The organism is Acinetobacter sp. ANC 4654, assembly GCF_002135425.1.
In the GTDB taxonomy this organism is placed as follows: domain Bacteria; phylum Pseudomonadota; class Gammaproteobacteria; order Pseudomonadales; family Moraxellaceae; genus Acinetobacter; species Acinetobacter kyonggiensis.
In genome coordinates, this window is sequence record NZ_NEGL01000001.1 from 82975 (window position 1) to 107786 (window position 24812).

23 protein-coding genes are annotated in these 24812 nt (G+C 39.0%); 11 read left to right on the forward strand and 12 right to left on the reverse strand.

Features of this window, described 5'->3' with window-relative positions; translation table 11 throughout:
* Positions 1 to 212: 212 nt before the first annotated feature.
* A complete protein-coding gene (putP, locus tag B9T24_RS00425; protein WP_086164000.1) occupies positions 213 to 1724 on the forward strand; it encodes a sodium/proline symporter PutP in 1512 nt (503 codons plus the stop codon).
* A gap of 48 nt (positions 1725 to 1772) precedes the next feature.
* Here the strand turns inward: putP and B9T24_RS00430 are convergent, their stop codons facing one another.
* Positions 1773 to 2264 carry an Lrp/AsnC ligand binding domain-containing protein gene (locus B9T24_RS00430; RefSeq protein ID WP_086164001.1) on the reverse strand — a complete coding sequence of 164 codons (492 nt, stop codon included), beginning with the start codon at positions 2262 to 2264 and terminating at the stop codon, positions 1773 to 1775.
* Between the two features lie 119 nt (positions 2265 to 2383).
* Between B9T24_RS00430 and putA the strand changes: the two genes are divergently transcribed.
* The 4 genes from putA to B9T24_RS00450 all read left to right on the forward strand — a co-directional run bounded on the left by putA (position 2384) and on the right by B9T24_RS00450 (position 8881).
* Positions 2384 to 6139, forward strand: a complete 3756-nt coding sequence (putA, locus tag B9T24_RS00435; RefSeq protein ID WP_086164002.1) for a trifunctional transcriptional regulator/proline dehydrogenase/L-glutamate gamma-semialdehyde dehydrogenase — start codon at positions 2384 to 2386, stop codon at positions 6137 to 6139.
* A 302-nt stretch (positions 6140 to 6441) separates the two neighbouring features.
* Complete coding sequence (gene trmA / locus B9T24_RS00440; RefSeq protein ID WP_086164003.1) at positions 6442 to 7527, forward strand: tRNA (uridine(54)-C5)-methyltransferase TrmA; 1086 nt, start codon at positions 6442 to 6444, stop codon at positions 7525 to 7527.
* A gap of 252 nt (positions 7528 to 7779) precedes the next feature.
* Entirely contained in the window at positions 7780 to 8007 is a 228-nt protein-coding gene (locus tag B9T24_RS00445) for a hypothetical protein (protein WP_086164004.1), read from the forward strand.
* A 337-nt stretch (positions 8008 to 8344) separates the two neighbouring features.
* Positions 8345 to 8881 carry a lecithin retinol acyltransferase family protein gene (locus tag B9T24_RS00450; RefSeq protein ID WP_086164005.1) on the forward strand — a complete coding sequence of 179 codons (537 nt, stop codon included), beginning with the start codon at positions 8345 to 8347 and terminating at the stop codon, positions 8879 to 8881.
* 26 nt (positions 8882 to 8907) lie between these two features.
* On the opposite strand, the gene B9T24_RS00455 is transcribed toward B9T24_RS00450, so the two are convergent.
* Both B9T24_RS00455 and B9T24_RS00460 read right to left on the reverse strand, forming a co-directional pair.
* Positions 8908 to 9819, reverse strand: coding sequence for a bestrophin family protein (locus B9T24_RS00455; protein WP_086164006.1), 912 nt, complete (start codon positions 9817 to 9819; stop codon positions 8908 to 8910).
* 119 nt (positions 9820 to 9938) lie between these two features.
* On the reverse strand, positions 9939 to 11660 hold the full coding sequence (locus B9T24_RS00460) for a glutamine--tRNA ligase/YqeY domain fusion protein (protein WP_086164007.1): 1722 nt from the start codon (positions 11658 to 11660) through the stop codon (positions 9939 to 9941).
* A gap of 165 nt (positions 11661 to 11825) precedes the next feature.
* Between B9T24_RS00460 and B9T24_RS00465 the strand changes: the two genes are divergently transcribed.
* Both B9T24_RS00465 and B9T24_RS00470 read left to right on the forward strand, forming a co-directional pair.
* Positions 11826 to 12335 (forward strand): peptidylprolyl isomerase, encoded by a 510-nt coding sequence (locus B9T24_RS00465; protein WP_086164008.1) that lies wholly within the window; start codon positions 11826 to 11828, stop codon positions 12333 to 12335.
* A 149-nt stretch (positions 12336 to 12484) separates the two neighbouring features.
* A complete protein-coding gene (locus B9T24_RS00470) occupies positions 12485 to 13204 on the forward strand; it encodes a UDP-2,3-diacylglucosamine diphosphatase (protein WP_086164009.1) in 720 nt (239 codons plus the stop codon).
* 8 nt (positions 13205 to 13212) lie between these two features.
* On the opposite strand, the gene B9T24_RS00475 is transcribed toward B9T24_RS00470, so the two are convergent.
* Positions 13213 to 13506, reverse strand: coding sequence for a hypothetical protein (locus B9T24_RS00475; RefSeq protein WP_086164010.1), 294 nt, complete (start codon positions 13504 to 13506; stop codon positions 13213 to 13215).
* Between the two features lie 82 nt (positions 13507 to 13588).
* Between B9T24_RS00475 and nfsB the strand changes: the two genes are divergently transcribed.
* Positions 13589 to 14242 carry an oxygen-insensitive NAD(P)H nitroreductase gene (nfsB, locus tag B9T24_RS00480; RefSeq protein ID WP_086164011.1) on the forward strand — a complete coding sequence of 218 codons (654 nt, stop codon included), beginning with the start codon at positions 13589 to 13591 and terminating at the stop codon, positions 14240 to 14242.
* A 308-nt stretch (positions 14243 to 14550) separates the two neighbouring features.
* Here nfsB and B9T24_RS00490 read toward each other — a convergent pair whose 3' ends face one another.
* The 4 genes from B9T24_RS00490 to B9T24_RS00505 all read right to left on the reverse strand — a co-directional run bounded on the left by B9T24_RS00490 (position 14551) and on the right by B9T24_RS00505 (position 18278).
* Positions 14551 to 15414 (reverse strand): DMT family transporter, encoded by an 864-nt coding sequence (locus tag B9T24_RS00490; RefSeq protein WP_086164013.1) that lies wholly within the window; start codon positions 15412 to 15414, stop codon positions 14551 to 14553.
* 96 nt (positions 15415 to 15510) lie between these two features.
* On the reverse strand, positions 15511 to 16548 hold the full coding sequence (gene fba, locus B9T24_RS00495; protein WP_086164014.1) for a class II fructose-bisphosphate aldolase: 1038 nt from the start codon (positions 16546 to 16548) through the stop codon (positions 15511 to 15513).
* 122 nt (positions 16549 to 16670) lie between these two features.
* On the reverse strand, positions 16671 to 16943 hold the full coding sequence (locus B9T24_RS00500; protein ID WP_086164015.1) for a hypothetical protein: 273 nt from the start codon (positions 16941 to 16943) through the stop codon (positions 16671 to 16673).
* Between the two features lie 147 nt (positions 16944 to 17090).
* Positions 17091 to 18278: a phosphoglycerate kinase gene (locus B9T24_RS00505; protein WP_086164016.1), complete on the reverse strand. Its 1188-nt coding sequence runs from the start codon at positions 18276 to 18278 to the stop codon at positions 17091 to 17093.
* Between the two features lie 140 nt (positions 18279 to 18418).
* On the opposite strand from B9T24_RS00505, the gene B9T24_RS00510 reads away from it, so the two are divergent.
* From B9T24_RS00510 to B9T24_RS00520, 3 genes are read left to right on the forward strand one after another with little or no spacing between them, the layout of a single operon-like run.
* Positions 18419 to 18802 carry a DUF2237 family protein gene (locus B9T24_RS00510; RefSeq protein ID WP_086164017.1) on the forward strand — a complete coding sequence of 128 codons (384 nt, stop codon included), beginning with the start codon at positions 18419 to 18421 and terminating at the stop codon, positions 18800 to 18802.
* The gene (locus B9T24_RS00515) at positions 18802 to 19395 is read left to right on the forward strand and encodes a Maf family protein (RefSeq protein ID WP_074944664.1); all 594 of its coding nucleotides are present in this window, start codon (positions 18802 to 18804) and stop codon (positions 19393 to 19395) included. The genes B9T24_RS00510 and B9T24_RS00515 overlap by 1 nt, the downstream gene beginning before the upstream one ends.
* A gap of 15 nt (positions 19396 to 19410) precedes the next feature.
* Complete coding sequence (locus B9T24_RS00520) at positions 19411 to 20580, forward strand: cupin domain-containing protein (RefSeq protein WP_086164018.1); 1170 nt, start codon at positions 19411 to 19413, stop codon at positions 20578 to 20580.
* A gap of 115 nt (positions 20581 to 20695) precedes the next feature.
* Here B9T24_RS00520 and B9T24_RS00525 read toward each other — a convergent pair whose 3' ends face one another.
* The 4 genes from B9T24_RS00525 to rraA form a co-directional block, all read right to left on the reverse strand.
* On the reverse strand, positions 20696 to 22576 hold the full coding sequence (locus B9T24_RS00525; protein WP_086164019.1) for an ATP-binding protein: 1881 nt from the start codon (positions 22574 to 22576) through the stop codon (positions 20696 to 20698).
* Positions 22573 to 23256, reverse strand: coding sequence for a response regulator (locus B9T24_RS00530; protein ID WP_086164020.1), 684 nt, complete (start codon positions 23254 to 23256; stop codon positions 22573 to 22575). The genes B9T24_RS00525 and B9T24_RS00530 overlap by 4 nt, the downstream gene beginning before the upstream one ends.
* Positions 23257 to 23491: 235 nt before the next feature.
* Entirely contained in the window at positions 23492 to 24268 is a 777-nt protein-coding gene (locus tag B9T24_RS00535) for a glutathione S-transferase N-terminal domain-containing protein (RefSeq protein WP_086164021.1), read from the reverse strand.
* Positions 24269 to 24293: 25 nt separating this feature from the next.
* The gene (gene rraA / locus B9T24_RS00540; protein WP_086164022.1) at positions 24294 to 24806 is read right to left on the reverse strand and encodes a ribonuclease E activity regulator RraA; all 513 of its coding nucleotides are present in this window, start codon (positions 24804 to 24806) and stop codon (positions 24294 to 24296) included.
* Positions 24807 to 24812: the final 6 nt, after the last annotated feature.

Genomic DNA, 24812 nt, shown 5'->3' on the forward strand with positions numbered 1-24812 from the left:
AGGAATGGCATTTAGCATCATGTTTATCATCTTTTCATTTTATAATCTTTTCTCCAATTGTATCTAAAAATACATTTCGCTACATAAAATCACTATAATTACGCTAGAAATGTAACAGTAAGTAATTTTGATTTTATGATTGAATCAGCTCCTCGCTATTGCAGCTCAAAAAATCATCTCGGATTGATGATTTCAGGACAAAGGATGGGCATATGAGTCAAGTGAACCCCACATTAATCACCTTTATTTTTTACATTGTCGCAATGGTCGGTATTGGCTTATATGCCTACAAGGCTACAACGGATTTCTCAGATTACATTCTCGGTGGACGTAGTCTTGGAAGCGTAGTGACAGCACTTTCTGCAGGTGCTTCTGACATGAGCGGCTGGTTGCTTATGGGCTTACCAGGAGCGATTTATCTTTCGGGCTTATCTGAGGCATGGATTGCCATTGGTCTCATTATTGGCGCATGGTTAAACTGGCTTTTGGTAGCTGGACGTTTACGTGTTCATACCGAAATTCAAAATAATGCACTAACATTACCAGATTATTTCACTGGTCGTTTTGGTGATAAGAAACGTGTGCTACGTATTATTTCTGCATTTGTTATTTTAATCTTTTTTGCCATTTATTGTGCTTCAGGCATGGTTGCTGGTGCACGTTTATTCGAAAGCCTTTTCGGATGGGATTACACCACTGCACTTTGGATTGGTGCAATTGCTACAATCTCTTATGTTTGTATCGGTGGCTTCCTTGCAATCAGTTGGACAGATACATTCCAAGCAGGCTTAATGATCTTTGCTTTGTTGCTGACCCCAGTCATCACTTATTTAGCAATTGATGATCATAACCAACAATTTGGCTTATTGCTTGAGGCTGCTCGCCCACAAGCGATGAACATGCTTGAGGGTTTAAGTACTGTTGCAATTTTATCTTCAATGGCATGGGGTTTAGGCTATTTTGGTCAACCACATATCCTTGTGCGCTTTATGGCAGCAGACTCCGTTAAGACAATTCCTGCCGCACGTCGCATTGGTATGACATGGATGATCTTATGTCTTGGTGGCGCGGTTGCTGCTGGCTTCATTGGGATTGCATACTTCCAGCAACACCCTGAGTTTGCATTAACTATTTCTCAAAACCCTGAAACTATCTTCATAGAATTGACTAAACTTTTATTCAATCCATGGGTGGCAGGTATTATTCTTGCGGCAATTCTTGCAGCAGTAATGAGTACGTTAAGCTGTCAACTTCTAGTCTGTTCTAGTACTTTAACTGAAGACTTGTACAAAGGATTTATCCGTAAAAACGCGTCTCAAAAAGAATTAGTTTGGATTGGTCGTTTAATGGTTGCATGTATTGCAATCTTGGCAATTATGATTGCAAGTAATCCGAACAGTAAGGTTTTAGGTTTAGTCTCCTATGCATGGGCAGGTTTCGGTGCTGCATTTGGCCCACTCATCATCTTATCTTTGTTCTGGAAGCGTATGACTTTAAACGGCGCGATTGTCGGAATTCTTGTCGGTGCTGTAACCGTTATTTTGTGGAAAAACACTATGGCGAGTACTGGACTATATGAAATTATTCCGGGCTTTATCTTGTCATTCATCAGTATCGTTGTTGTGAGCCTTCTTGGCAAAGCACCTGAAAAAGATGTAGTTGAGCGTTTTGAACAAGCAGATGCTATTTACAAACGAGAAATGGCTTCCTTGAAGAGCAAATAATGGGCTTCACTGTCGTATAAATAAAGGGGCTTATCGCCCCTTTATTTTTTATCTTTGTTTTTTGATTTTAAGATTTAATTTAGAACTTTCTTTTATGACTTCCATGACTGGATAACTTCGGGTTTCTTTTACCCCCGGAAGTCGCCACAATACCTGCCCCGAAATTCTGCGGAACTCTTCCATATTGGCACAGCGAATTTTCACCACAAAATCAAAGCCGCCACTAATCATATGACATTCCACAATTTCTGGATATTGCATCACGGCATCAGAAAATTCCTCCAAAACATTCGGTGTGGTTTTATCCAATAAAATTTCCACAAAAACCACAAAACTGGCATTCAGCATTTCAGGATTTAGCTTTGCTTCATAACCCAAAACAAAGCCATCTTTCGTCAATTTTTGCACCCGTGCCAAAGCAGCAGTCGCTGATAAATTAACCGCTTCAGCCAGTTTTATATTTGAAATTCGACCATCATTTTGCAGAATATCTAAAATTTTGATATCCGTTCTGTCCAATGTAAAAATGGGGCTTGTCATCTGAATTATTCTCTAAAATGAACAAAGATTATAGTGAGTTATTCGGTCTTATTTCTGTAATCATAAATTATGTAAGGCATTTCACTCAACAAAAAATTTGCTCGGTACAGGACGTTGGCATGAATACAATAGAAACCTCTCCCCTTCATGATGAGGCAAAACCTCACTACGAATATATTACGCTTTTCAAAGAAAAAAGTGCTTATGAATCAGAGATAAACACTGCTTGGCGTCGTGCCGAATCCGAATGTGTTGAGAATCTACTTGAGCATAGCAAAATTCCAGATGAATTAAATACGCGTATTCAAGATTTAGCTTTTAACCTTGCACATACTTTACGTGAGCGCAAAAGCTCTTCAGGTAAAGCAGGTATTGTACAAGGCTTATTGCAAGAGTTCTCTTTATCTTCGCAAGAAGGTATTGCACTGATGTGCTTGGCTGAAGCCTTGCTGCGGATTCCAGATAGTGCAACGCGTGACTTGCTCATTCGTGACAAAATTAATCAAGGCAACTGGAAAGAACACCTCGGTCAAAGTAACCTGATGTTTGTCAATGCCGCAGCTTGGGGCTTGATGTTAACAGGTATGCTGATGGAAACACCAAAGCAAACCAGCTTATCAAGCTTATTGACTGGCTTATTAGCACGGAGTGGTCGCGGTGTAATCCGTAAAGCTGTTGACGCCGCTATGCGTATGATGGGTGAACAGTTTGTTACTGGCGAAACCATCAAAGAAGCTTTAGGCAATGCAGAACGCCTAGAAGACAAAGGTTTCCGCTATTCATACGACATGCTGGGTGAAGCAGCACTGACTGAACATGATGCTGAACGTTATTATCAAGATTATAGCGATGCCATTCATGCCATTGGTAAAGCATCAAAAGACAAAGACGTTTACAACGGCCCTGGTATCTCCATCAAACTTTCTGCTTTACACCCACGTTACCAACGTTCTCAAGTAGAACGTGTTCACAACGAACTTTATGGCAAAGTACTTGAGTTAGCGCGCTTGGCTAAAGGCTATAACATTGGGCTAAACATTGATGCTGAAGAATCTGAGCGTTTAGAAATTTCTTTAGAACTTCTAGAGCGCCTCTGTTTTGAACCGACACTTGCTGATTGGAAAGGCATTGGTTTTGTCATTCAGGCCTACCAAAAACGCTGTTTCTACGTGGTCGACTATGTCGTTGATTTAGCAAAACGTAGCCAAAAACGCCTGATGATTCGTCTAGTAAAAGGCGCATACTGGGACAGCGAAATCAAGAAAGCACAAATTGAAGGTATGAGTGACTACCCTGTATTTACACGTAAAGTGCATACAGACTTGTCATATATTACATGTGCGAAAAAGCTGTTGGCTGCACCAGATCAAATTTACCCACAATTTGCGACACATAATGCTCAGACTGTTGCCACAATTTATCAATTGGCAAACCCTGAGAAATATTATGTAGGTCAATATGAATTCCAATGCTTACATGGTATGGGTGAGCCACTTTATGAACAAGTGGTCGGTCCAAAGTCTGAAAAAAAATTGGATATTCCTTGCCGTATTTACGCACCAGTAGGTACTCATGAAACTTTATTGGCTTACTTAGTCCGTCGTTTATTAGAAAATGGTGCCAATACATCATTCGTAAACCGTATTGCTGATAAAACCCTACAAATTCAAGATTTAATCGAAGATCCACGCGAAACGATTCTAACATCTGCGAAGCAAGAACAATCTGTTGGCTTAAAACACCCTGCGATTCCGTTACCACAGAATTTATATGGTGCATTACGTCCAAACTCATTAGGTGTAGATTTAGCAAATGACAGTGACCTGATTAACTTAGACACAACAGTACAAAATTTATTGCAACAGCAATGGACTGCTCAGCCAATGGGTCCAGACTTAGCTGACATTACGGCTGCTACGGAACTTACGGTAAACAATCCTGCTCAACACAACAATGTCGTAGGTACAGTAAAAGAAGCTTCAGCTGAACAGGTCAATCAAGCCTTGACCAACGCTATAAATGCACAAGCAGCTTGGACAAATACACCAAAAAATGAACGTGCTGCATGCCTAAATCGTGCTGCCGACCTTATGGAAAGCCGTATCCAAGAGCTTATGGTCTTGCTATGTCGTGAAAGTGGTAAAACCTATGCCAATGCGATTGCTGAAGTGCGTGAAGCAGTTGATTTTTTACGTTATTACGCTGCTCAAGGCATTAACTTACCAACAACTGCACACATTGAGTCATTAGGTACAGTATTGTGTATTAGCCCATGGAACTTCCCACTGGCTATTTTTAGCGGTCAAATTTCAGCAGCATTGGTTGCGGGTAACGCCGTTATTGCAAAACCTGCTGAGCAAACTCCGCTTATTGCTGCCCTTGCAATTCAAATGCTTTGGGAAGCGGGTGTTCCAGAAGCTGTTGTACAGTTAATTCCGGGTCGTGGTGAAACTGTGGGTGCACAATTAAGTGCCGACTCTCGTATCCAAGGGATTATGTTTACAGGTTCAACTGAAGTCGCAAAAATTCTTCAGAAAACAGTCGCTAAACGCCTAAGCACATCTGGTCAACCTATTTCCTTAATTGCAGAAACGGGTGGTCAAAATGCGATGATTGTCGATTCATCTGCATTAACCGAACAAGTAGTTTTAGATGTTGTCAGCTCGGCTTATGACAGTGCTGGTCAACGTTGTTCTGCCTTACGTATTCTTTGCGTACAAGAAGATAATGCCGAGAGCGTTATTCATATGCTAAAAGGTGCAATGCAACAGCTGAATGTAGGCAATCCTGCATTATTAAAAACTGACATTGGTCCTGTAATTGATGTAGAAGCAAAAACCAATATCCAAAACCACATTGAAAAAATGCGTGCCAAAGGATATGCCGTTCATCAATTCATGCATAACGACAATGCAGATGTAAACCTGACTCAAGGTACATTCATTCCACCTACGTTGATTGAATTACCAAACTTAAATGATCTTGAACGTGAAGTCTTTGGTCCTGTATTACACGTAATCCGTTACCCTCAAGGTAATGTAAAAGCTGTAGTAGATCAAATCAACGCGAAAGGTTACGGCTTAACCATGGGTCTTCACACACGTATTGATGAAACAATTCAAACTGTGATTAGCCATTCTGAAGTGGGTAATTTGTATATCAACCGCAACATCGTTGGTGCTGTTGTAGGCGTTCAACCATTTGGTGGTGAAGGTTTATCAGGTACTGGCCCTAAAGCGGGTGGTCCATTATACCTCTATCGCTTAATGCAAGAATGTAGTGCTAAACAATTAAGCACACCATTTGCGACAGGCAAAGTGTTACAGCAAGCTCCACAAAATGTGGTGTATGAGCAATTCAGTGCTTGGGTTAAACAACAGTTCACACAAGTTAAGTTGCCTCAATTGCCTGCACTTGCTTCTGGTCAGGTCTATGAATTAAATGGCCCTACAGGAGAAAGCAACCAATATACGATTGTTGCACGTCACTGCGTATTGTCGCTTGCTGAACAAGAACAGGATCAATTGACTCAACTCAATGCAATTTTTGCCGTGGGCAGCAAAGCTGCGGTTTTAGCAGACAATATATTTGCTCTGAAACACATGTCTTCTATGCCAAAGGTAGTAGCACAACAATTCAAAATTATTCAAAGCATTGCAACGGGTAATTTTGATGCGGTACTCCATCACGGTACGACAGCACAATTGCTTGAGTTACAAAACACGATTGCACAGCGTCAAGGCGCAATTGTGGGAATCACACACTTGCAACCTGCTGAACAAGAGATTCCTGTTGAACGTCTAGTCATTGAGCGTGCCATTAGTATTAATACTGCGGCAGCAGGAGGAAATGCCAGTTTAATGACACTAACGTAAAGCTAAAAATAAACATTTAGCCCCCCTATAACAAAATATCTTTTTCCTTTTCAGCCAAGTCAACGACTCCCTAATCCTGTTGACTTGGCTATTTTTTTATAAATAATCCATCATCACTAAGCTGATTTTGATACACCTATTGCAAAAGCACTTTTAACGGCAATAAATAAGATCAACAACAGATCCACACAAAAGACCTATTCACCCTATATTTCTACTGCTTAATTTGGAATAAGTTTAGTCATCTTATTCAAACTTTGTTACCATCCCTGTTTTCAATGTGTTTGTGATTTTTACTGCATATGACTTCAGCTTATCAGTTACAACTTGATGCCAAGATTGCACGTATTTCTGCTCAATTTGCCGAATTTAATCCCCCTTCTTTAGAAGTGTTTCAGTCGCCTGAACAAAACTTCCGTATGCGTGCAGAATTTCGTATTTGGCATACTGAAGATGATATGTTCTATGCCATGTTCGAACGCAATGAAGACGACAATCAAAAAACCGTTATTCGTATAGATGAATTCCCAATTGCAGATCAAAGCATTAATGATTTAATGCCAAAATTATTGGCAGCTTTAAAAGCAAATCCTATTTTGGAAGCACGTTTATTTGAAGCACATTTTCTAGCAACATTAAGCGGTGAAGTGCTTGTTTCACTCATCTACCACCGTAAACTTGAACAAGAGTGGGAAGTTGCTGCCAAAGCTTTAGCCGAACAACTCAACATTAAGTTGATTGGTCGTAGTCGCGGTGTAAAATTCGTCTTGTCTGATGAGTATGTGGTTGAAGAACTCCAAGTTTTTGACCGTACTTATCAATACAAACAAATCGAAAGTAGCTTCACACAGCCCAATGCGCAAGTGTGCCAAAAGATGCTGGAATGGGCATGTAATGCTGCTGAACAGTCAGATAAAGACTTACTTGAGCTGTACTGTGGTAATGGTAATTTCACCCTACCGCTTTCAACCAAGTTCAAGCGTGTACTGGCGACAGAACTGGCTAAATCATCGGTTTATGCTGCACAGTGGAATATTGAACAAAATCAAATTGACAATATTCAAGTTGCACGTCTATCTGCGGAAGAGTTCACTCAAGCCTATAATGGTGAACGTGAGTTCCGTCGTTTACAAGAAGCAAATATTGACATCTCAAGCTATGATTTCGACACTGTTTTTGTTGATCCGCCACGTGCAGGCATTGATGATGAAACCTTAAAGTTGATTCAACGCTTTGAACGTATCATTTATATTTCATGTAATCCTGATACCTTACAAGACAACTTAAATACTTTAGCAACCACGCATAAGATTACTAAATTTGCGATGTTTGACCAATTCCCATACACCCATCATGTAGAATCAGGCGTACTGCTCGAAAAAATTTAAACAATTTATTTCGTTGTAAAAAACCTAATTTCTTACACTCTAATGGAGCTCAATTGAGCTCCATTTTTTATTAATATATAAATCAATAATTTATAATAAAATTCTATTTGTAAATGTCATAATATCGTTAAACTCTTCTGCTACTATCGGAAAATTTACTGTTCAATTGCTGCTTTTATCGCTTTAGTAGGCTTGTTTTATTTATTAAATTGGCTATATTTCGAACTATATTAAGTTATGTATGAAGGCTCTATGAGTTTTTGGCAAAAGCTGTTTTCTGCTAATCAACAGCAAAACGAACACAAGAACCAAATTTCTTGTATCGAAAATGATTACTCTTGTAAATCGAATGAACAACTGATTCAAGCTTTAGCAAAAGCGACAGATGAAGAAGTGATCATTGGAATTAAAAAGGTTTTAGCTTCGCGAGGTTATAGCCGTAAAGAGTTAAATGAACTACAGCATCTACCACTCCAATAGTAGAATCTGACAAAAAGCATTTAGATCATCTAAATGCTTTTTTTATTTGCCTATACGATAAATTTATCTTTAAGCTTTATCCCTTCACTTCTCTCTTGGCTACTGACGCTTAGTCAAACGAATGTGATGCATCTATTCCATTTAAAAAATCACTCTACTTACCCACTCCCCATGAAGGCGATGGCTTTTTACCTATATGCTTGAAAAAGCAATATGGGGCGTTCTGAGTAAAAACATCACAAATTTATTCATCTGAATGAAATATTCGATTCTTTCACACAGAAACAGTAAACTACATCAACAATATACACTTGTAACTTTATGGGCTAAGCGTACGATGCGGCAGCAGAAAACACGATTTCCTTTAGGGACACATCTGATCGTCAAGCATTGGGGATACTCTCATCATGGCATTTATGCAGGGCGTGGTCGGGTTATTCATTATTCAGGTTTTGCACATTTATTCAAAAAACGCCCGATTGAAATCACATCACTGGAAAAATTCAGTTTTGGCAAAACCATTATTGTTCAAAGCTATACCCAGCCAAAATTTATCGGTCGTAAAGTGGTTCGTCGTATGCGTTCACGCATGAATGAAAACAGCTATCATCTGATTATGAATAACTGTGAACATTTATGCACTTGGGCCATTACAGGGGTGGAAAGCAGCCCGCAAGTGATTCGTATGATGAATCGACTCACCACCATTGGCTATGTCAGTTCAATTATGAGTTATATGAACAGTATGCTATTGACAGTCACTACCACCTGTTTTGCCTTGGTTTTGTATATCAAAAAGAAATTACGCGATAAAGCCAAACATAAAAATATAGATTATTTATTTTTAAAAGATGATAAACATAAAAATCCGTAATTTGAGTTCTAGCAAAGATAACTTTTTTAAATCAAATTCGCTTTATGCGCAACTATCACAGGCGGTAACTCTTCACCTAATGAACTCAGCATTTCCCGCTCTATGTTGCGTACCATCGAATCTAAAGCCAAATCATTTTCCTGAATGCCAAATGGTTCTTCCAACTCTGCACTTAAGGCATCTAAACCTAAAAACAAGTAAGCAATCAGCGCGACAATAACAGGAGTCCAAACTCCTAAACTGGATTCAAGACTAAACGGCAGAATAAAGCAAAATGAATACACCGCGCGATGTAGCAACACAGAATATGAAAATGGCAGCGGTGTCGATGAAATTCGGTCACAACCTGCATGAATATCACCAATCGCAACGGTATGTTTGGTTAAGGTACTGTAAATAATATCGGTGATTTCAGCACGTTTATAAATAGCCACTAAATCTTTTTGCGTGATTTCCAATACATATTGCGGTGGATTCATATGACCACTCAGCATCTGCCATTGCGGTTCTGTCAATTGTACATGTGCTTGATAATGTTCAAATGAATGCGTCTGTTTGCGTAGCCGATCACGTAATAAATGAGTAAACAGCATGATACGGTACATCAATACTTCACGCGGTTGATCATCTAACACATAAGTATCTCGTATCATATGTCGTGAATTGGCAATTAAAGCACCCCACAACTTGCGCCCTTCCCACCAACGCTCATAACACGCAGTATTTCTAAAGCTTAGAAAGATCGATAAGATCACCCCAAAAACAGTAAAACCTATCGCAGGAACTTCTGGCACCGAAACATAATGATGCTTCGACAAATACACCAAAGTCGTCGAGATTAGTACCACCATCATCAGTGCAGGAAAAACTTTAGGCAGAATTGTGCCGTGCCAAGCAAACAGTAGTGCAAAACTATTGGTTTTATCTCGAACAATCATGGCAAGTCCTTATTAATCTGCATGAAAAAGCCCAACCTAAGTTGAGCTTTTATGGCTTATTTCAGCATAGTGGCATTCACCTTGGATGCCAATCTTTTACTAAAAATATCGTGCTTTCGTTATTTACCTGGTTTAAAACTATCTTTTAAATCCAAAATACGGTTAAACACCGGTTTGTCGCTTGTATGATCATATTGATCCGCAACGAAATAACCTTCACGTTCAAACTGGAAACGATCTTCAGGTTGCGCTTGTGCCAATGCAGGTTCAATCACGGCTTGAAGTACCGTTAAAGAATCTGGGTTTAAGTGCGCCAAGAAATCATCATCGGCATCTGGTGCAGCTTCAGTAAATAAACGGTCGTAAACACGAACTTCCGCAGGAATACCTTTTTCCGCAGAAACCCAATGTACCACCCCTTTTACTTTACGCCCTTCAGGGTTTTTACCTAAAGTTTCAGGGTCAATTGAACATCTCAGCTCAATCACTTCACCGTTTGCATCTTTAATCACTTCATCGCACTTAATCACATAAGCATGACGTAAACGTACTTCACCTTCAGGAATTAAACGTTTAAAACCTTTCGGTGGCACTTCTTCGAAATCTTTACGATCAATATAAATTTCTTTAGATAAAGGAATAATACGCTCGCCCATGTCGACATTTGGATGACGTGAATGGGTTAAATCCATATCTTCAGGAAGATTGGTTAATGTGACTTTAAGCGGGTTTAACACGGCCATACCACGTGCAGCGGTATTTTCCAGTGATTGACGAATACAGAACTCAAGCATTGCCACATCAACAATACCATCTGTTTTCGACACGCCTACACGCTTACAGAAATCACGTAAACCTTCCGCAGTAAAACCACGACGACGCATACCGACAACAGTTGGCATACGTGGATCATCCCAACTATTGACATGACCACCTTCTACCAACTTACGAAGCTTACGTTTAGAGGTAATGGTGTAATCAATATTTAAACGACTCGATTCGTACTGACGTGGAACGGCTTCAGATTTAACTTTCTCTATAACCCAATCATAGAATGGACGGTGATCTTGGAATTCAAGGGTACACAGTGAATGGGTAATGCCTTCAATCGCATCTGATAATGGATGAGCGTAGTCATACATTGGATACATTTTCCATGTATCACCTGTTTGATGATGCTCAGAATGCAATACACGGTATAAAATCGGGTCACGCATATGTACATTCGGTGAAGCCATATCAATTTTGGCGCGCAATACCGCTTGCCCTTCACCCAACTCGCCATTATTCATTTGAGTAAAACGTGCAAGATTTTCTTCCACACTCACATCACGATAAGGTGAGTTTTTCCCCAGTTCAACAAAATTGCCGCGGTTTAAACGAATTTCTTCAGGCGATTGCAAATCGACATAAGCATCACCTTGATTGATCAATTGAATTGCCCACGTATGCAATTGGTCAAAATAGCTTGATGCATAGCGCGGTTCGCCATTCCAGTCAAAGCCTAACCATTTTACATCGTTGGCAATACCATCAACATATTCTTGTTCTTCTGCATCGGGATTGGTATCGTCAAAACGCAGGTTACATACACCATCAAATTCTTGTGCAATACCAAAGTTTAAACAAATGGCTTTGACATGACCAATATGTAAATAACCATTTGGTTCTGGTGGGAAACGCGTCACCACCTGCTTGGTACGACCTGCTGCTAAATCTTCGGTAATGACTTGGCGTACAAAGTCTAAGCCTGCCTGTTGTTCTTGCTGCACAGCATCGACAGATTGAGTATTAGTTGTCGGGTTATTTGGCAGGGATGAAACAACATCATTCGGCTTCATAGTTGATAAATCACTTCTATAGGATAAAATAGGATAATTAAAACGCAATTCTTGTTTTTTAACAAAGAAAGTCGCGTTTTTGCTTGCCTTGTAGTTTACAGTTTGCTTATGCTTCTCTCAACCAAAAACCCATGGCTTTTTTGTCCATGATCAGGAGATTATAGAATGAGTTTTCCTCAAGTTGAATTAAACACCAATAAAGGACGTATTGTTCTTGAACTTAATTCAGAAAAAGCACCTAAAACTGTTGCTAACTTTTTAGAATACGTTCGTGATGGTTTTTATGATGGCGTAATTTTCCACCGTGTTATTGACGGTTTCATGATCCAAGGCGGTGGCATGGATGAAAATTTCAAAGAAAAAGTGACTCGCGATTCTATTGAAAATGAAGCTAACAACGGCTTAAAAAATGACATGGGCACAATCGCAATGGCGCGTACTCAAGCGCCACATTCTGCATCTGCTCAATTCTTTATTAACGTTGGTAACAACGCTTTCCTTAACCACTCAGGCGAAAATGTCCAAGGTTGGGGTTATGCTGTATTTGGTAAAGTAACTGAAGGTCTAGACATCGTTAACGAAATTAAAGGTGTTCGCACTGGTAACCGTGGTCACCATGCTGATGTTCCTTTAGAAAATGTTGTGATCGAATCTGCTAAAATTATTGCTGAATAAAAATCCCTCCTAACCTCCCTTTAAAAAGGGAGGAACTTTCCTCCATAAAATAAAGGTTTATTCCTTTAATATAAAAGTTGGGAAGTCCCTCTTTCTCAAAGATGGGTGAGGAGCATTGCTCCGCAAGGGAGATTTAAAAGGAAAAATAAGTGACCTATCTGTTTATCGCTGATTTACATTTGTCACCTGAACACCCTCGACTCGTTCGGGGGTTTTTGGATTTATTGGCACACTATCAAAACAAAAATACCCAACTCTATATTTTGGGTGATTGGTTTAATGCGTGGATTGGTGATGACTACACTGCCCCATGGTTAGATGAAGTGATTAATGCTTTAAAACAGTTCAATCAAGCTGGCAATCAAGTTTATTTTCAAGTCGGTAATCGTGATTTTGCTTTAGGTAAGCAATTTTTAAAACAATTTAATGCTATTTTATTGCCTGATGTCGATACATTAAAAATAGGTAACATTCAAATACGCCTCGAGCATGGCGATTTACTGTGTACCGATGATGTGTCCTATCAAAAATTTCGTAAGATTATTCGCAATCCACTGCTTTTAGGCTTTCTTAAAAGCATGCCGCTTAGTTTCCGTCAGAAGTTGGCTAATGGCTTCCGTAAAAAAAGTACAGAAACCAAACAAGTAAAATCCTATGCCATTATGGATGTGAATCAACATGCGGTTGAACAATCACTTCAATCGGTAGATTTACTGATTCATGGACATACGCATCGCCCTGAAATTCACCATGAATTTGGCAAGACTCGTATTGTTTTAGGTGATTGGCGTGAAAAAACATCTGAAGCAATGATTTTGGAAATGAATGAAAATGCAGAATGGCAATTCATTCAATTTAAAATACTTTAACAATATGATTATTTTTTATTCACCGCAAAAGAATTGATTTCAACCGTATCAATTATCTGTTCAATAAATGCCCGCATATTGACGATATTCACCGTCGGTAAAACCACGAGATTTTGCTCAAAAAAATATGTATTACAATCTAAACAATCATTCATTGTTTGAATCAATCTTACAGAATCATAAAAGTTAAATTCATAAACTTCTGTTTCAATTTCAACATCTAATCTAAAACAACCTTTTGCTTCAATCAACCATTCTATTTCATCAATATCATCTGGTAACAATATTTGATATTTTGCCATAAGCTTCCTCATTTTAAATTATTAGTTATGAATACATTATTTGCTATTATTAAATACATAATCACTTAATTTGGTTTTAATCATGGATTTATTAAACATCTCAAAAACTCGTTATACAACAAAAGCCTATGATCCGATTCGAAAAATCCGGCAGGAACAAATTAACCGTTTATTAGAAATTTTACGTTTAACGCCATCTTCTATCAACATTCAACCTTGGCATTTCTTTATTGCTGACAATCCAGTGGCGAAAGAGCGTATCGCAAAAGCATTGGTTGGAAAATATGCCTATAATGCACCTAAAGTTTTAGAGTCATCGCACACTATTTTATTTTGTACTAAGGCAGATATCAGCGAACAACATTTAGATAACTTGTTAACTCAAGATGATATCAGTGGTCGCTTTAAGGACTCAAGCGCTAAACAAGGACAAAAAGATAGCCGTGCAGGTTATGTCAATTACTATCGAAATGAAAAAGGTGATATTCAGCGTTGGGCTGAAAATCAAACCTTTATCGCGCTGGGTCAAATCTTGTTAGCGGCTGGAATTGAAGGTATTGATGCAACGCCAATTGGTGGTTTTGATGAGCAAATCATTAATGATGAATTACAGTTAACCGAAAAAGGTCTAGTACCATCTGTATTACTGACACTGGGTTATCGTAGTGAAAATGATTTTAATGCAAAATTGCCAAAATCTCGTTTAAGTAAAGAAGAAATCTTCACTCAGCTTTAATTAAAAATTAATTACAATAAAAGGGGATATATTCCTCTTTTATGTCATTTCAGGACTTATTTTTTTAACATTATTCAGGTATATTTGCACAAAAATTAAACGGTCGGACATCTTTATGCTAGTTGCCACTAAAATGCCAATAAAATTCGAATGTACAAACTGTAATAAAATTTATATGCATCCATATCGAATAGATGCTTTTGCTTTTTATCCCGACTGCCCTGACTGCAAAAAGGCTGGCTTACTTTTGGGCACAGCCGAGATCACAGATTTTATTAAATACCCTAGTACTTTCGCAAAAAATCTACTTAAACAGATATCGCATAAGCTAAACAAATAACACTGGCCAAGCCCAACGTTAAACCTAGAGCAGTCGGTGGTGTTAATTTTTCTTTAAAGATGATTAAGCCACTGAATGCACCAAATACAACAACAAGAATATTCATGCCTGCAAAAACAATTGCAGGTGTGTCTTTCAAGAGCATATGTGCTTTAACGTAAAGTGCAATATTGGCAAAATTTAACAGACCTAATCCCATTCCAGCCAGTATATTTTTTCTGTTACCAACGGTTTTGGTGGTCATGGCAATATAAGCCAATGACAATATAAAGGCACAAATAAACATTAAATTCAGTGCAACTGCAAACTGAAGCCCCAATCCAGTCGTATACTTCAACAAAACATCAATGAAGGCATAGCCAAACCAGACCAATGCAAAATAGAGCATGGCTTGCTTTGTCGATGACTGCCCTGTCTTGTCTTGCTGATGGGAAAATAAAAGACTTAATACAGCTAAAACCCCTAAAACAATACCGATTATTTTTAGCGTATTGAACTGTTCCTGAAAAATAAAAAATGCAGCCAATAAAGACAAGACCACGGACAAACGCTGGGCAATTTCAGTTTTCACAATACCTGCATATTGCAAAGACTTCGCTAAACATAAAAACACACTCGGCAGTAACACACCCAAAGCAACAATTAACCACCACGGCGTATTGATGATTGAAATATGCTGTAAATCTGGCTTAAACCAGAGGAAGCACAACACACTTGCAGAAGCGTAGTTCCATACAATCATTTGTAATGCATCAAAACCTTGCGCTTTAGCGAGCTTTAAAAGAATTGAGACAATTACGCTACAGCATGCTGCGGCCAATATAAGTTCCATCTTTTGCCTTATTTTCCTTATTTATAATGGTTTATGGTTAAATACAAAAAAGCCCACAATAGATGTGGGCTTTTGATTATAGATAATCTTTAGCGATTATTTATAACGATTGACCATTTTCTCTAAAGAAATTGGACGAATCTTATCTGCATGACCTGCTGTACCAAATGACGTATAACGATCTACACAAATTTGTTTCATTGCATCAACAGTTGCAGCGAAGAATTTACGTGGATCGAATTCGCTTGGTTTTTCAGCCATCATACGGCGCATTGCACCCGTAGAAGCCAAACGTAAGTCAGTGTCGATATTAATTTTACGCACACCATGTTTGATTGCTTCAACCAATTGCTCAACAGGAACACCATAAGTTTCTTTGATGTCACCGCCAAATTCATTGATCACAGCCAACCATTCTTGTGGTACAGAGCTTGAACCGTGCATCACAAGATGTGTATTTGGCAATGCCGCATGAATTTCTTTAATGCGGTCAATAGCTAAAATATCACCTGTAGGTGGACGGGTGAATTTGTACGCACCGTGTGAAGTACCTACTGCAATTGCCAAAGCATCTACATTGGTATCTGCAACAAATTGAGTTGCTTCTTCAACTGAAGTTAATAGCTGTGAATGGTCAAGTACGCCTTCTGCGCCTACGCCATCTTCTTCACCAGCCAGACCAGTTTCAAGGCTACCCAAGCAGCCAATCTCACCTTCAACTGAAACGCCACATGCATGAGCCATCGCAACCGTGCGACGAGTTACATCTACGTTATATTCGTATGAAGTTGGTGTTTTACCATCTGCACCGAGTGAACCATCCATCATCACTGATGAGAAGCCCAATTGGATAGAACGCTGACATACATCAGGATCTGTACCGTGGTCTTGATGCATAACCACTGGAATATGTGGCCATTCTTCAATTGCAGCCAAAATTAAATGACGTAAGAACGGAGCGCCTGCATATTTCCGAGCACCCGCAGATGCTTGAACAATAACAGGTGAATTCGTTTCATCTGCGGCTAACATAATTGCGCGCATTTGTTCTAAATTGTTTACGTTAAATGCTGGTACGCCGTAGTTGTGTTCACCGGCGTGATCCAAGAGCTGGCGCAATGAAATAAGAGCCATAATGTCCTCCCAGGTAATGCCCCATATTCTACATGCTGATTGCTTTCAATTCAGCAAGAAAAAACACTATTTCAAAAAAAGTCCCTGCAAATGCAGGGACTTTTAAATAAAAAATGACAAACTTAATGCGTTGCTGCGTTAGAAGCCGCTTCTTCAGCCACAGCTGTCTCTGCATCGGCATCTACATTCGAAATTTCTGCCGGTATATCTGTATTTTTTTCATCCAAAACAGGTTGATCAATTGAATCAATAACGGCTTGCTGTTCTGGTGTAACTTTTTCTTCTACTACTACAGTTTCAGCTGTCTCATTTTTAGGTGCTTCATCTTTCTTCGCACAAGCAGTTAAAGCTAAAGGTGCAATCAGTAATGCTGCAAGTGTTAGTTTTAAGTTCATCCGATTTTCCTACTGCGGGAGATTTAATGAACATGATTTTATTGCAGTTATATTTCATTTTAATGACGGTAAAATGAATCAAAAACAAAAAAGGCTGATCATGAGATCAACCTTTTCATCAAACAGTCATCCTGACAGTGCTGTCAATTATGCACGTTCAAGCAATACAGCAACGGCTGGAAGTGTTTTACCTTCGACAAATTCAAGGAAAGCACCACCACCTGTAGAGATATAACCAATTTTATCAGCTACTGCATATTTGTCGATTGCAGCTAAAGTATCACCACCACCCGCGATAGAAAAACCTGCTGAGTCAGCAATGGCTAAAGACAATGCTTTCGTCCCTTCACCGAATTGATCAACCTCAAATACGCCAACTGGACCATTCCAAAGAATTGTTTTTGAGGTTTTGATAATTTCAGCAAATGCTTTTGCTGTTTCTGGACCAACGTCTAAAATCATATCGTTGTCAGTCACATCGGCAACATTCTTAACGACGGCTGTTGCGTTTGCCAATGAACCCAAGAAATCAGCAAAGTCGATTTCAGCTGCATCTGCAACCACAACGTCAGTTGGTAATGGTACTGAAACTTTTGCCGCAATGGCTTTAGCTGTATCAATCAAATCGGTTTCACACAGTGATTTACCCACGTTGTAACCTGCCGCAGCAAGGAAGGTATTGGCAATACCACCACCAACAATAATTTGGTCACAAATTGTAGAAAGTGAAGTCAGTACATCAAGTTTAGTTGAAACTTTAGAACCAGCAACAATAGCAACCATTGGAGATTCAGGCGTTTTAAGCGCACGACCCAATGCGTCTAATTCAGCGGCAAGTAAAGGCCCTGCTGCTGCAACTGGCGCTAAACGAGCCACACCTTCAGTCGAAGCTTCTGCACGATGTGCTGTACCAAACGCATCCATAACAAACACATCACAAAGTGCTGCGTATTTTTGTGCCAATTCAGGGTTATTTTTCTTTTCACCATGATTGAAACGCACATTTTCAAGCAATACAACTTGACCCGCTGCAACCTCAACACCCGCTAAATAATCTTTTAATAATTGAACGTCCTGACCCAAAGCTTGAGTCAAATAAGCAGCAACTGGGGCTAAAGACTGTTCTGGTTTAGTTTCACCTTCAACGGGACGACCAAGGTGAGAACAAACCATTACCGCAGCGCCTTTTTCAATTGCTGCTTTAATGGTAGGAAGTGCAGCGCGTAAACGTGCATCACTTGTAATCTCACCATTTTTGACAGGTACGTTTAAATCTTCACGAATAAGAACGCGTTTACCTGTTAAATCGAGGTCAGTCATACGCTGAAAATTCATGTATAGCTCTCTTGATAGATATAAAAACCGCCCGATTTTAAATGATTATGCAGAAAAAGGTTAGCTTCTTTTGCATAAAAGCTGTCGAAAGGCAAACTTTTGATTATGATAGTCAAAAGTCACATAATGATTCGGAACGCATGTCTATTCACCCAGATCCAAATATCAATCGCTTAAATGTTTTAGGCGAACCATTGGCAAGTTGTTGCTACTCTCCTATTACGGGATATTTTCGTAACGGTTTTTGTCATACAGCGACAACAGATCTAGGTCAGCATACAATATGTGCTCAAATGACCGCTGAGTTTCTTAACTTTTCTCAAAAAGTAGGTAATGACTTGATCACACCGTTACCAGAAGTCGATTTTCCGGGTTTAGAACCGGGTGATTTTTGGTGTATTTGTGTGACCCGTTGGGTAGATGCTTACCAAGCTGGTATTGCTCCCCCTATTAAAATTCAAGCTTGCCATCAAGCTGTGCTCTCTTATGTTCCGCTTGATGTTCTTATGGAATATGCAGTGTAATGAATACATCTCAAATTATTTTGGCTTCCAGCAGTCAAACCCGTAAAGACTTAATGAATCGTCTTCGCATCGATTATCAAAGCATTGTGCCTGATATTGATGAATCTCCACGCGGTGAAAATCATGCTGACCATTTAGCCAAACGACTGGCTTTTGAGAAAGCCAAAGTGATTTCAGAACAGCATCCTGAAGCCATCGTCATTGGATCAGATCAAGTGGCATGGCGTGAAGGTGCACCCGATATTTTTATTGGCAAGCCTTTGACTGTTGAAAAGGCCGTCAAACAACTGCAAGCCAACTCCGATAAAATCGTGTATTTCAGTACAGCATTAAGTGTACAGCAACTGGCTACAGGCTTTGAGCAAACACTGGTTGAACACTATAAAGTTAAATTCCGTAAACTTGGACTGGCGGAAATTGAACGCTATATTGAAGTAGAACAACCTCTCATGTGTGCGGGCAGTTTCAAATGTGAAAGCTTAGGAATCAGCTTATTTGAGCAAATGAGTGGGCAAGACCAAACCACACTCATGGGCATGCCGATGATTCAGCTGTGTCATATCCTGCGTCAATTGAATATTTTAGTTCCTTAATTTTAGGCTGTATTTATGTCTCAACCTTTAGATATATTAGGCGGAATTACCGCTGAACAATTCCTTGCCGAATATTGGCAAAAAAAACCATTACTGGTACGTAATGCACTTCCAGAAATTGCGAATCTGTTAGAACCGAATGATGTGATGGAACTTGCACTGGATGAAAATATCACTGCACGTTTAATCAAACAGAAAGATAAAGATCCAAACCAATGGTCAGTGAAATCATCGCCTTTAATAAAAGCCGATTTCCAAAAAATGCCTAAACTTTGGACACTACTGGTTCAAGCTATTGATCATTACTCTTTTGATTTGGCTGAACTATGGAAAAAATTCCCTTTTATTCCACAATGGCGCCGTGATGACATTATGGTGTCCTATGCCCAAAAAGGCGGTTCAGTTGGTAAGCATTTCGATTTTTACGATGTGTTTTTAGTGCAAGGTTACGGTCATCGTCGCTGGCAGCTGGGTCAAATGTGTGATGCAGAAAGCGAATTTGTTGCAGGTCAACCCTTAAAATTACTGCCAGAAATGGATGTTAATTTTGATGAAGTACTTGCACCAGGTGACTTACTGTATGTGCCACCGGGTTTATCACACTATGGCGTTGCTGAAGATGAATGTCTGACTTACTCATTTGGCTTTCGTATGCCAAATGTGGCGGAAATGATGGATCGCGTGAGTGATAAATTTGCTGTCGATCAATTGCTTAAAAACCCACTGACGGACATTATTCGTGACAAAATCAGCCCGATTGGTCAAATCAGTCAAGCTGAACTTGAGTATTTAAAAGCAGAACTTTTAGCACAATTGCAAAATCCAACCGTGCTTGAAGATGCGCTCATGAGCCTAATGTCAGAAGCGAAATATCCTGAAAACATTCCAGACGCTGAAGCAATTGGTACGGGTGATTTAGAGGAAGCACTTGATTTAGGCTATTCACTCATCCTTGAACCAGCATCGCGTCTACTCTATACCGAAGACGAAGATGAATTGCTGTTCTGGGCCAATGGTGAAGGTATTTGTATTTCAGATGCATTTGCACCCGTTCTAAAACAAATTGCTGACGGCAATCTGGTATTACTTGACGAAAAACTTGATGATCCAGATATGCTAGAAGACATCGTAAACTTGTTAAATGAGTCGATTCTGATGTTATTGCCTGCGGCAGACTCAGAATAACCAGATAATAAGGGGAAATTTAATTTCCCCTTATTTTTTAGAATAAGAAATTTATCAATGCAGATTGCATACCAATAAATAAATGAATCAATTTAATTTTAATAATAACAAGTAGTCATTTAAGCTGAACAACCGCTTGTATTCTCGTACAGCCCGCAACAGACGACAATTTAAGCTCTGCATTGATGCGCTCTAAACGCATTTTCATACTGCGCATACCAACACTCAAACCTTGCTGCTCCACACAATTGGTATCAAACCCCACACCATCATCTTGCACAAGTAAACTTAATTGATTTTCTAGAAGATAAACCATCGATACTGTTACATTTTTTGCCTGACTGTGTTTAATAATATTGGTTAAACTTTCCTCTAACACACGAATCAAGGTTAGACATTGCAAGGCCGTGGGAACTGCTTGCCACTCACGAGGAAAAGTCCATTTAGATGAAATCTCTAGTTCATCCATCAGCTGACTAAAACGATGTCGCACTGGAGCAACCCACATAATGGGACTGACTGGAATCTTATTATCTACAGATGATCCACTATCAATAATTTGCCTTAAATCATCTCTGAGTAATTTAAGCATCGATAAAAACTGCTTATTTGGAATATTATCTGCGCTTTGATCGACTAAAATCATAGAACGAACCAATGAAGAACCTAAGCCATCATGTAGATCATGTGATAAGCGTATTCTTTCTTGTAACCTCACATTTTCAATTTCCAACTGATGTTTTTCATTTAGGCTTGAACTTAAATCATCACTTACTTGCTTAACCTTAACTTCTAATTCTGCATTGAATGCTTCTACTTTTTTTATATTGCGAACCAACCTCAACCCCAATATCATCACCACAAAGAAAGTAATAATCGGGGCACTATACGGCAATAAAGATTGGGTGTTGGACATAGATTCCGATGATAATACTATAATATCCAGTACAGCAAAAATAACGATTCCTGTTAGGCTAATCGCTAAAAAAATATACTCCATGCTTCTCAATTTAACCGCTTGATAGCTTAAATATAAATAAGTGAGAATAAACAAACTGACATAGCTTAAAAATATCAGTGGGAAAATAAAACGAACAGCATGCTGTGGCGTTAGAAAGATACCGATGATGATAAAGACGGTTACCAGAGCAATCGCTCTTTCTATTTTAACGAAATGTGTTTGGATAAATCTGAGTAAATAAATACAAAAACTCAAGATATACAGAATAAAAAAAACTAAATTGGCTTGGGTTGCTCTTAAGCTGCTTGAGTAGGGCCATGTTTCTGTAATAAGTACATTCGAAATAAATAACACCCATAACAATGAACTTAATGCGAACCAGCCAAAGGTTGTTTCTTTGGGTCTTAACAACCAAATAACAAAACAGATAATGCCAAAAGTGATGGATAAAATAATATTAATTTCAAATAAAGTTCTAGAATTCCATATTTTTGTTTGATGCAGCTGATAATTTTTTTGTACATTATTAAAGGAGATTTCGCCCAACCCTGCAGATTGAAAAGCATGACCACTTACATAAATCAAAATTTCATTTTGATCGGATCTTAATCCTGATGCGGGTAAGATCCAATAACGTGGCATGTTCCAACTTTTTGACAACGGTTCTTGCAGGTTTTGGTCTTGCCAAAGTAAATCACCATTTAAAAAAATAGCACCCGCAGAATTAATATAATCAACTGCAAATGCGATGGGTTCGGCAAGCCGCGTATTCTCTTGGCATAATAATTTCCACTGAATTTTATACCAAGCACTTCCGCTATAATTTTGCCAATGCTTGGCCCAATTATCTGGTAATTGTACCGACTGCCATCCATGCTTAGGTAAAACCAATTGTGAAGGTGTTTTCACAGCAGAGATAGAGTTTATATACACTGAGCATTGGCTATTAATACTTTGTTTTATTTCTGCATAACTGATTCTGCTGACGAAGCAAAGCAAAAAAATAGTCAAACAATGTAAAACGGAAGGTTTCATAAAATCCCTAAGGATCTTGCGGTACTCACAGCCTTGGTTCTTTTGGTGACCGATAATTTTCGATAAATATGTTTAATATGACTTTCAACCGTATATTTAGAGACAAATAATTGTTCTGCTATTTCTTTATTGCTCATCCCTTGCGCCACCAAGTCAAGGATTTCTGTCTCACGATTGGTTAAAAGCGCGACTTCAGAATCTAAAGACTTATCACCCTTTGCTGCTGTAATGACAGAAGCTGAGATCTGCTTTAGAATTTCTTGCGCAATAAAAGGGTCTATAGGCGCGCCACCACGCAAAATACTTCGTATAGATAACAAAACCTCAGCATCATCACGTTCTTTCAACACATAACCTGTCGCACCCGCTTTGATTGCTGAAAATAAACTTTCTTGGGTACTCCATGCTGAAATTACTAAAATAAGGGCGCTACTATCTTGCGCACGCAGCTTTTCGATCAATTCGATCCCATTTCCATCAGGCAGTCCTAAATCGACCAATGCCAAGGAAATATGCTGCTGTTCGATGTGTAAAAATGCTTCTTTCAGATTCTTAGCAAAAATGAGTCCATCATTGTCATAACCCAATTCTGCCAAAATCTTCCTTAATCGTTCTTGAATGAGATCTTCATCCTCAACAATTAAAACGGGTACGGGTAAAATCGTTTCTAATCCTGACACAAACTATCCCCTTTTATGACCACTCAATATAACGACAAATACAATGAAAAGCATATCCCTGAAAGCAAGGAGTTTGTACTGACCATTAAAATTATATTGCAGTCTTTCTAAGCGTTATCATTTCAATTTAGCACGATAAAATAAAAAATTTGAGGGGCGAGTCAATGTATTCATAGACCACTCACGCTGTAAAGAAACAACGAAATACGCTGTTTCTTTATTTCAAACTTATCATTCAACCATATTGTTTTTCTAAATATTTTACAATTTTTGCAGACTCAAACATCTTCACATCTGTATTGGGATCGACCAAATACGGAACCTGAATATCACGCCCCATAATTTCAATCACTTTTTCACGTTTACCACCTTTTAACGGTTGATATTTTCCAGGTTTTAAACGTAACACTGCTGGCCCCATATCTTGCCAGCGCTCTTTGGGCACATTATGAAACTTAAAAGGCAATTCCAGTTCAGTTAATACACCACGTACAACTCGAGTAAATGGACTCGCTTCAAAACCCCATAATTCTAAAAGTTGCTCAGGTGCTTCCCGATCAATAATTTTTTGATTAATCCATACCCCACGTGCGCCATTGATCACAGTACCCGCAAAGGCAACGACAGGATATTTAGGATAGTCTGAATATTTTTTTGGCGTCTTACCACTTTTACCATAATGCTTAAATAGGTAATCGATAATGTCTTTCGACTCATACATCTCAATCCCTGTGTTTTCATCAATTAAAAATGGAAAGCGTAATTTCCCACCTTTTTCTTTGACAATTTTACGATATTTCACTCCACCTTTTGGACATGGATAAACCTCGTAATCTAAATTTAATAAGGTCAATACTTCCCGTACACGACGACAAAATGGTGAACCTTCAAACTCATAAAGTTTAAGTGATTTTTCAGGCTGCTTGGGAAAAGCTGTGCCACTCACGCCACGTCCACCTGCGGTCAATGCTGAAGCTAAAGCTTGTACAATTTTAAGTTGATGATTCACCATTTTTATCCTTATTTAATCATTGTCGTTATAAATCGACTAATTTTTCTTTTGCAATCACGATTCCATTGTTATCTGCATAAAGATAATCACCGGAATTGATGGTCACACCACCAAAATACAAAGTTAAATCTACTTCGCCAATGCCTTTACGATTACTTTTTTGAGGAATGGCAGCCAATGCATGCACACCTAAATCTAATTCAGCAATTGCATCAACATCGCGTACACAGCCATAAATCACCACGCCATTCCAATGATTTTTAACGGCTGACTCTGCAATCATATCCCCCATTAAAGCACAGCGCATTGAAGCACCGCCATCAACGACAAGCACTTTACCCGTACCATCCGTTGCCAAGAGTTCTTTAACACGTGAATTGTCTTCAAAGCATTTTACCGTCACCACCTGACCGCCAAAACTTTTACGCGCCCCATAACTTTTAAAGCATTTACCATCCATCGATGGTGTGACCACTTGAAAGTCTTTCTCTGGATGGTCATCCAGTAAATCACAAGTTACGAATGCGACATTAGACACTTTTCA

What these genes read in the sequence shown, in the direction of transcription:
- putP (WP_086164000.1), top strand. Translation starts at nt 213, where the DNA reads ATGAGTCAAGTGAACCCCACATTAATCACCTTTATTTTTTACATTGTC.
- B9T24_RS00430 (WP_086164001.1), bottom strand. Translation starts at nt 2,264, where the DNA reads ATGACAAGCCCCATTTTTACATTGGACAGAACGGATATCAAAATTTTA.
- putA (WP_086164002.1), top strand. Translation starts at nt 2,384, where the DNA reads ATGAATACAATAGAAACCTCTCCCCTTCATGATGAGGCAAAACCTCAC.
- trmA (WP_086164003.1), top strand. Translation starts at nt 6,442, where the DNA reads ATGACTTCAGCTTATCAGTTACAACTTGATGCCAAGATTGCACGTATT.
- B9T24_RS00445 (WP_086164004.1), top strand. Translation starts at nt 7,780, where the DNA reads ATGAGTTTTTGGCAAAAGCTGTTTTCTGCTAATCAACAGCAAAACGAA.
- B9T24_RS00450 (WP_086164005.1), top strand. Translation starts at nt 8,345, where the DNA reads ATGCGGCAGCAGAAAACACGATTTCCTTTAGGGACACATCTGATCGTC.
- B9T24_RS00455 (WP_086164006.1), bottom strand. Translation starts at nt 9,819, where the DNA reads ATGATTGTTCGAGATAAAACCAATAGTTTTGCACTACTGTTTGCTTGG.
- B9T24_RS00460 (WP_086164007.1), bottom strand. Translation starts at nt 11,660, where the DNA reads ATGAAGCCGAATGATGTTGTTTCATCCCTGCCAAATAACCCGACAACT.
- B9T24_RS00465 (WP_086164008.1), top strand. Translation starts at nt 11,826, where the DNA reads ATGAGTTTTCCTCAAGTTGAATTAAACACCAATAAAGGACGTATTGTT.
- B9T24_RS00475 (WP_086164010.1), bottom strand. Translation starts at nt 13,506, where the DNA reads ATGGCAAAATATCAAATATTGTTACCAGATGATATTGATGAAATAGAA.
- nfsB (WP_086164011.1), top strand. Translation starts at nt 13,589, where the DNA reads ATGGATTTATTAAACATCTCAAAAACTCGTTATACAACAAAAGCCTAT.
- B9T24_RS00490 (WP_086164013.1), bottom strand. Translation starts at nt 15,414, where the DNA reads ATGGAACTTATATTGGCCGCAGCATGCTGTAGCGTAATTGTCTCAATT.
- fba (WP_086164014.1), bottom strand. Translation starts at nt 16,548, where the DNA reads ATGGCTCTTATTTCATTGCGCCAGCTCTTGGATCACGCCGGTGAACAC.
- B9T24_RS00500 (WP_086164015.1), bottom strand. Translation starts at nt 16,943, where the DNA reads ATGAACTTAAAACTAACACTTGCAGCATTACTGATTGCACCTTTAGCT.
- B9T24_RS00505 (WP_086164016.1), bottom strand. Translation starts at nt 18,278, where the DNA reads ATGAATTTTCAGCGTATGACTGACCTCGATTTAACAGGTAAACGCGTT.
- B9T24_RS00510 (WP_086164017.1), top strand. Translation starts at nt 18,419, where the DNA reads ATGTCTATTCACCCAGATCCAAATATCAATCGCTTAAATGTTTTAGGC.
- B9T24_RS00515 (WP_074944664.1), top strand. Translation starts at nt 18,802, where the DNA reads ATGAATACATCTCAAATTATTTTGGCTTCCAGCAGTCAAACCCGTAAA.
- B9T24_RS00520 (WP_086164018.1), top strand. Translation starts at nt 19,411, where the DNA reads ATGTCTCAACCTTTAGATATATTAGGCGGAATTACCGCTGAACAATTC.
- B9T24_RS00525 (WP_086164019.1), bottom strand. Translation starts at nt 22,576, where the DNA reads ATGAAACCTTCCGTTTTACATTGTTTGACTATTTTTTTGCTTTGCTTC.
- B9T24_RS00535 (WP_086164021.1), bottom strand. Translation starts at nt 24,268, where the DNA reads ATGGTGAATCATCAACTTAAAATTGTACAAGCTTTAGCTTCAGCATTG.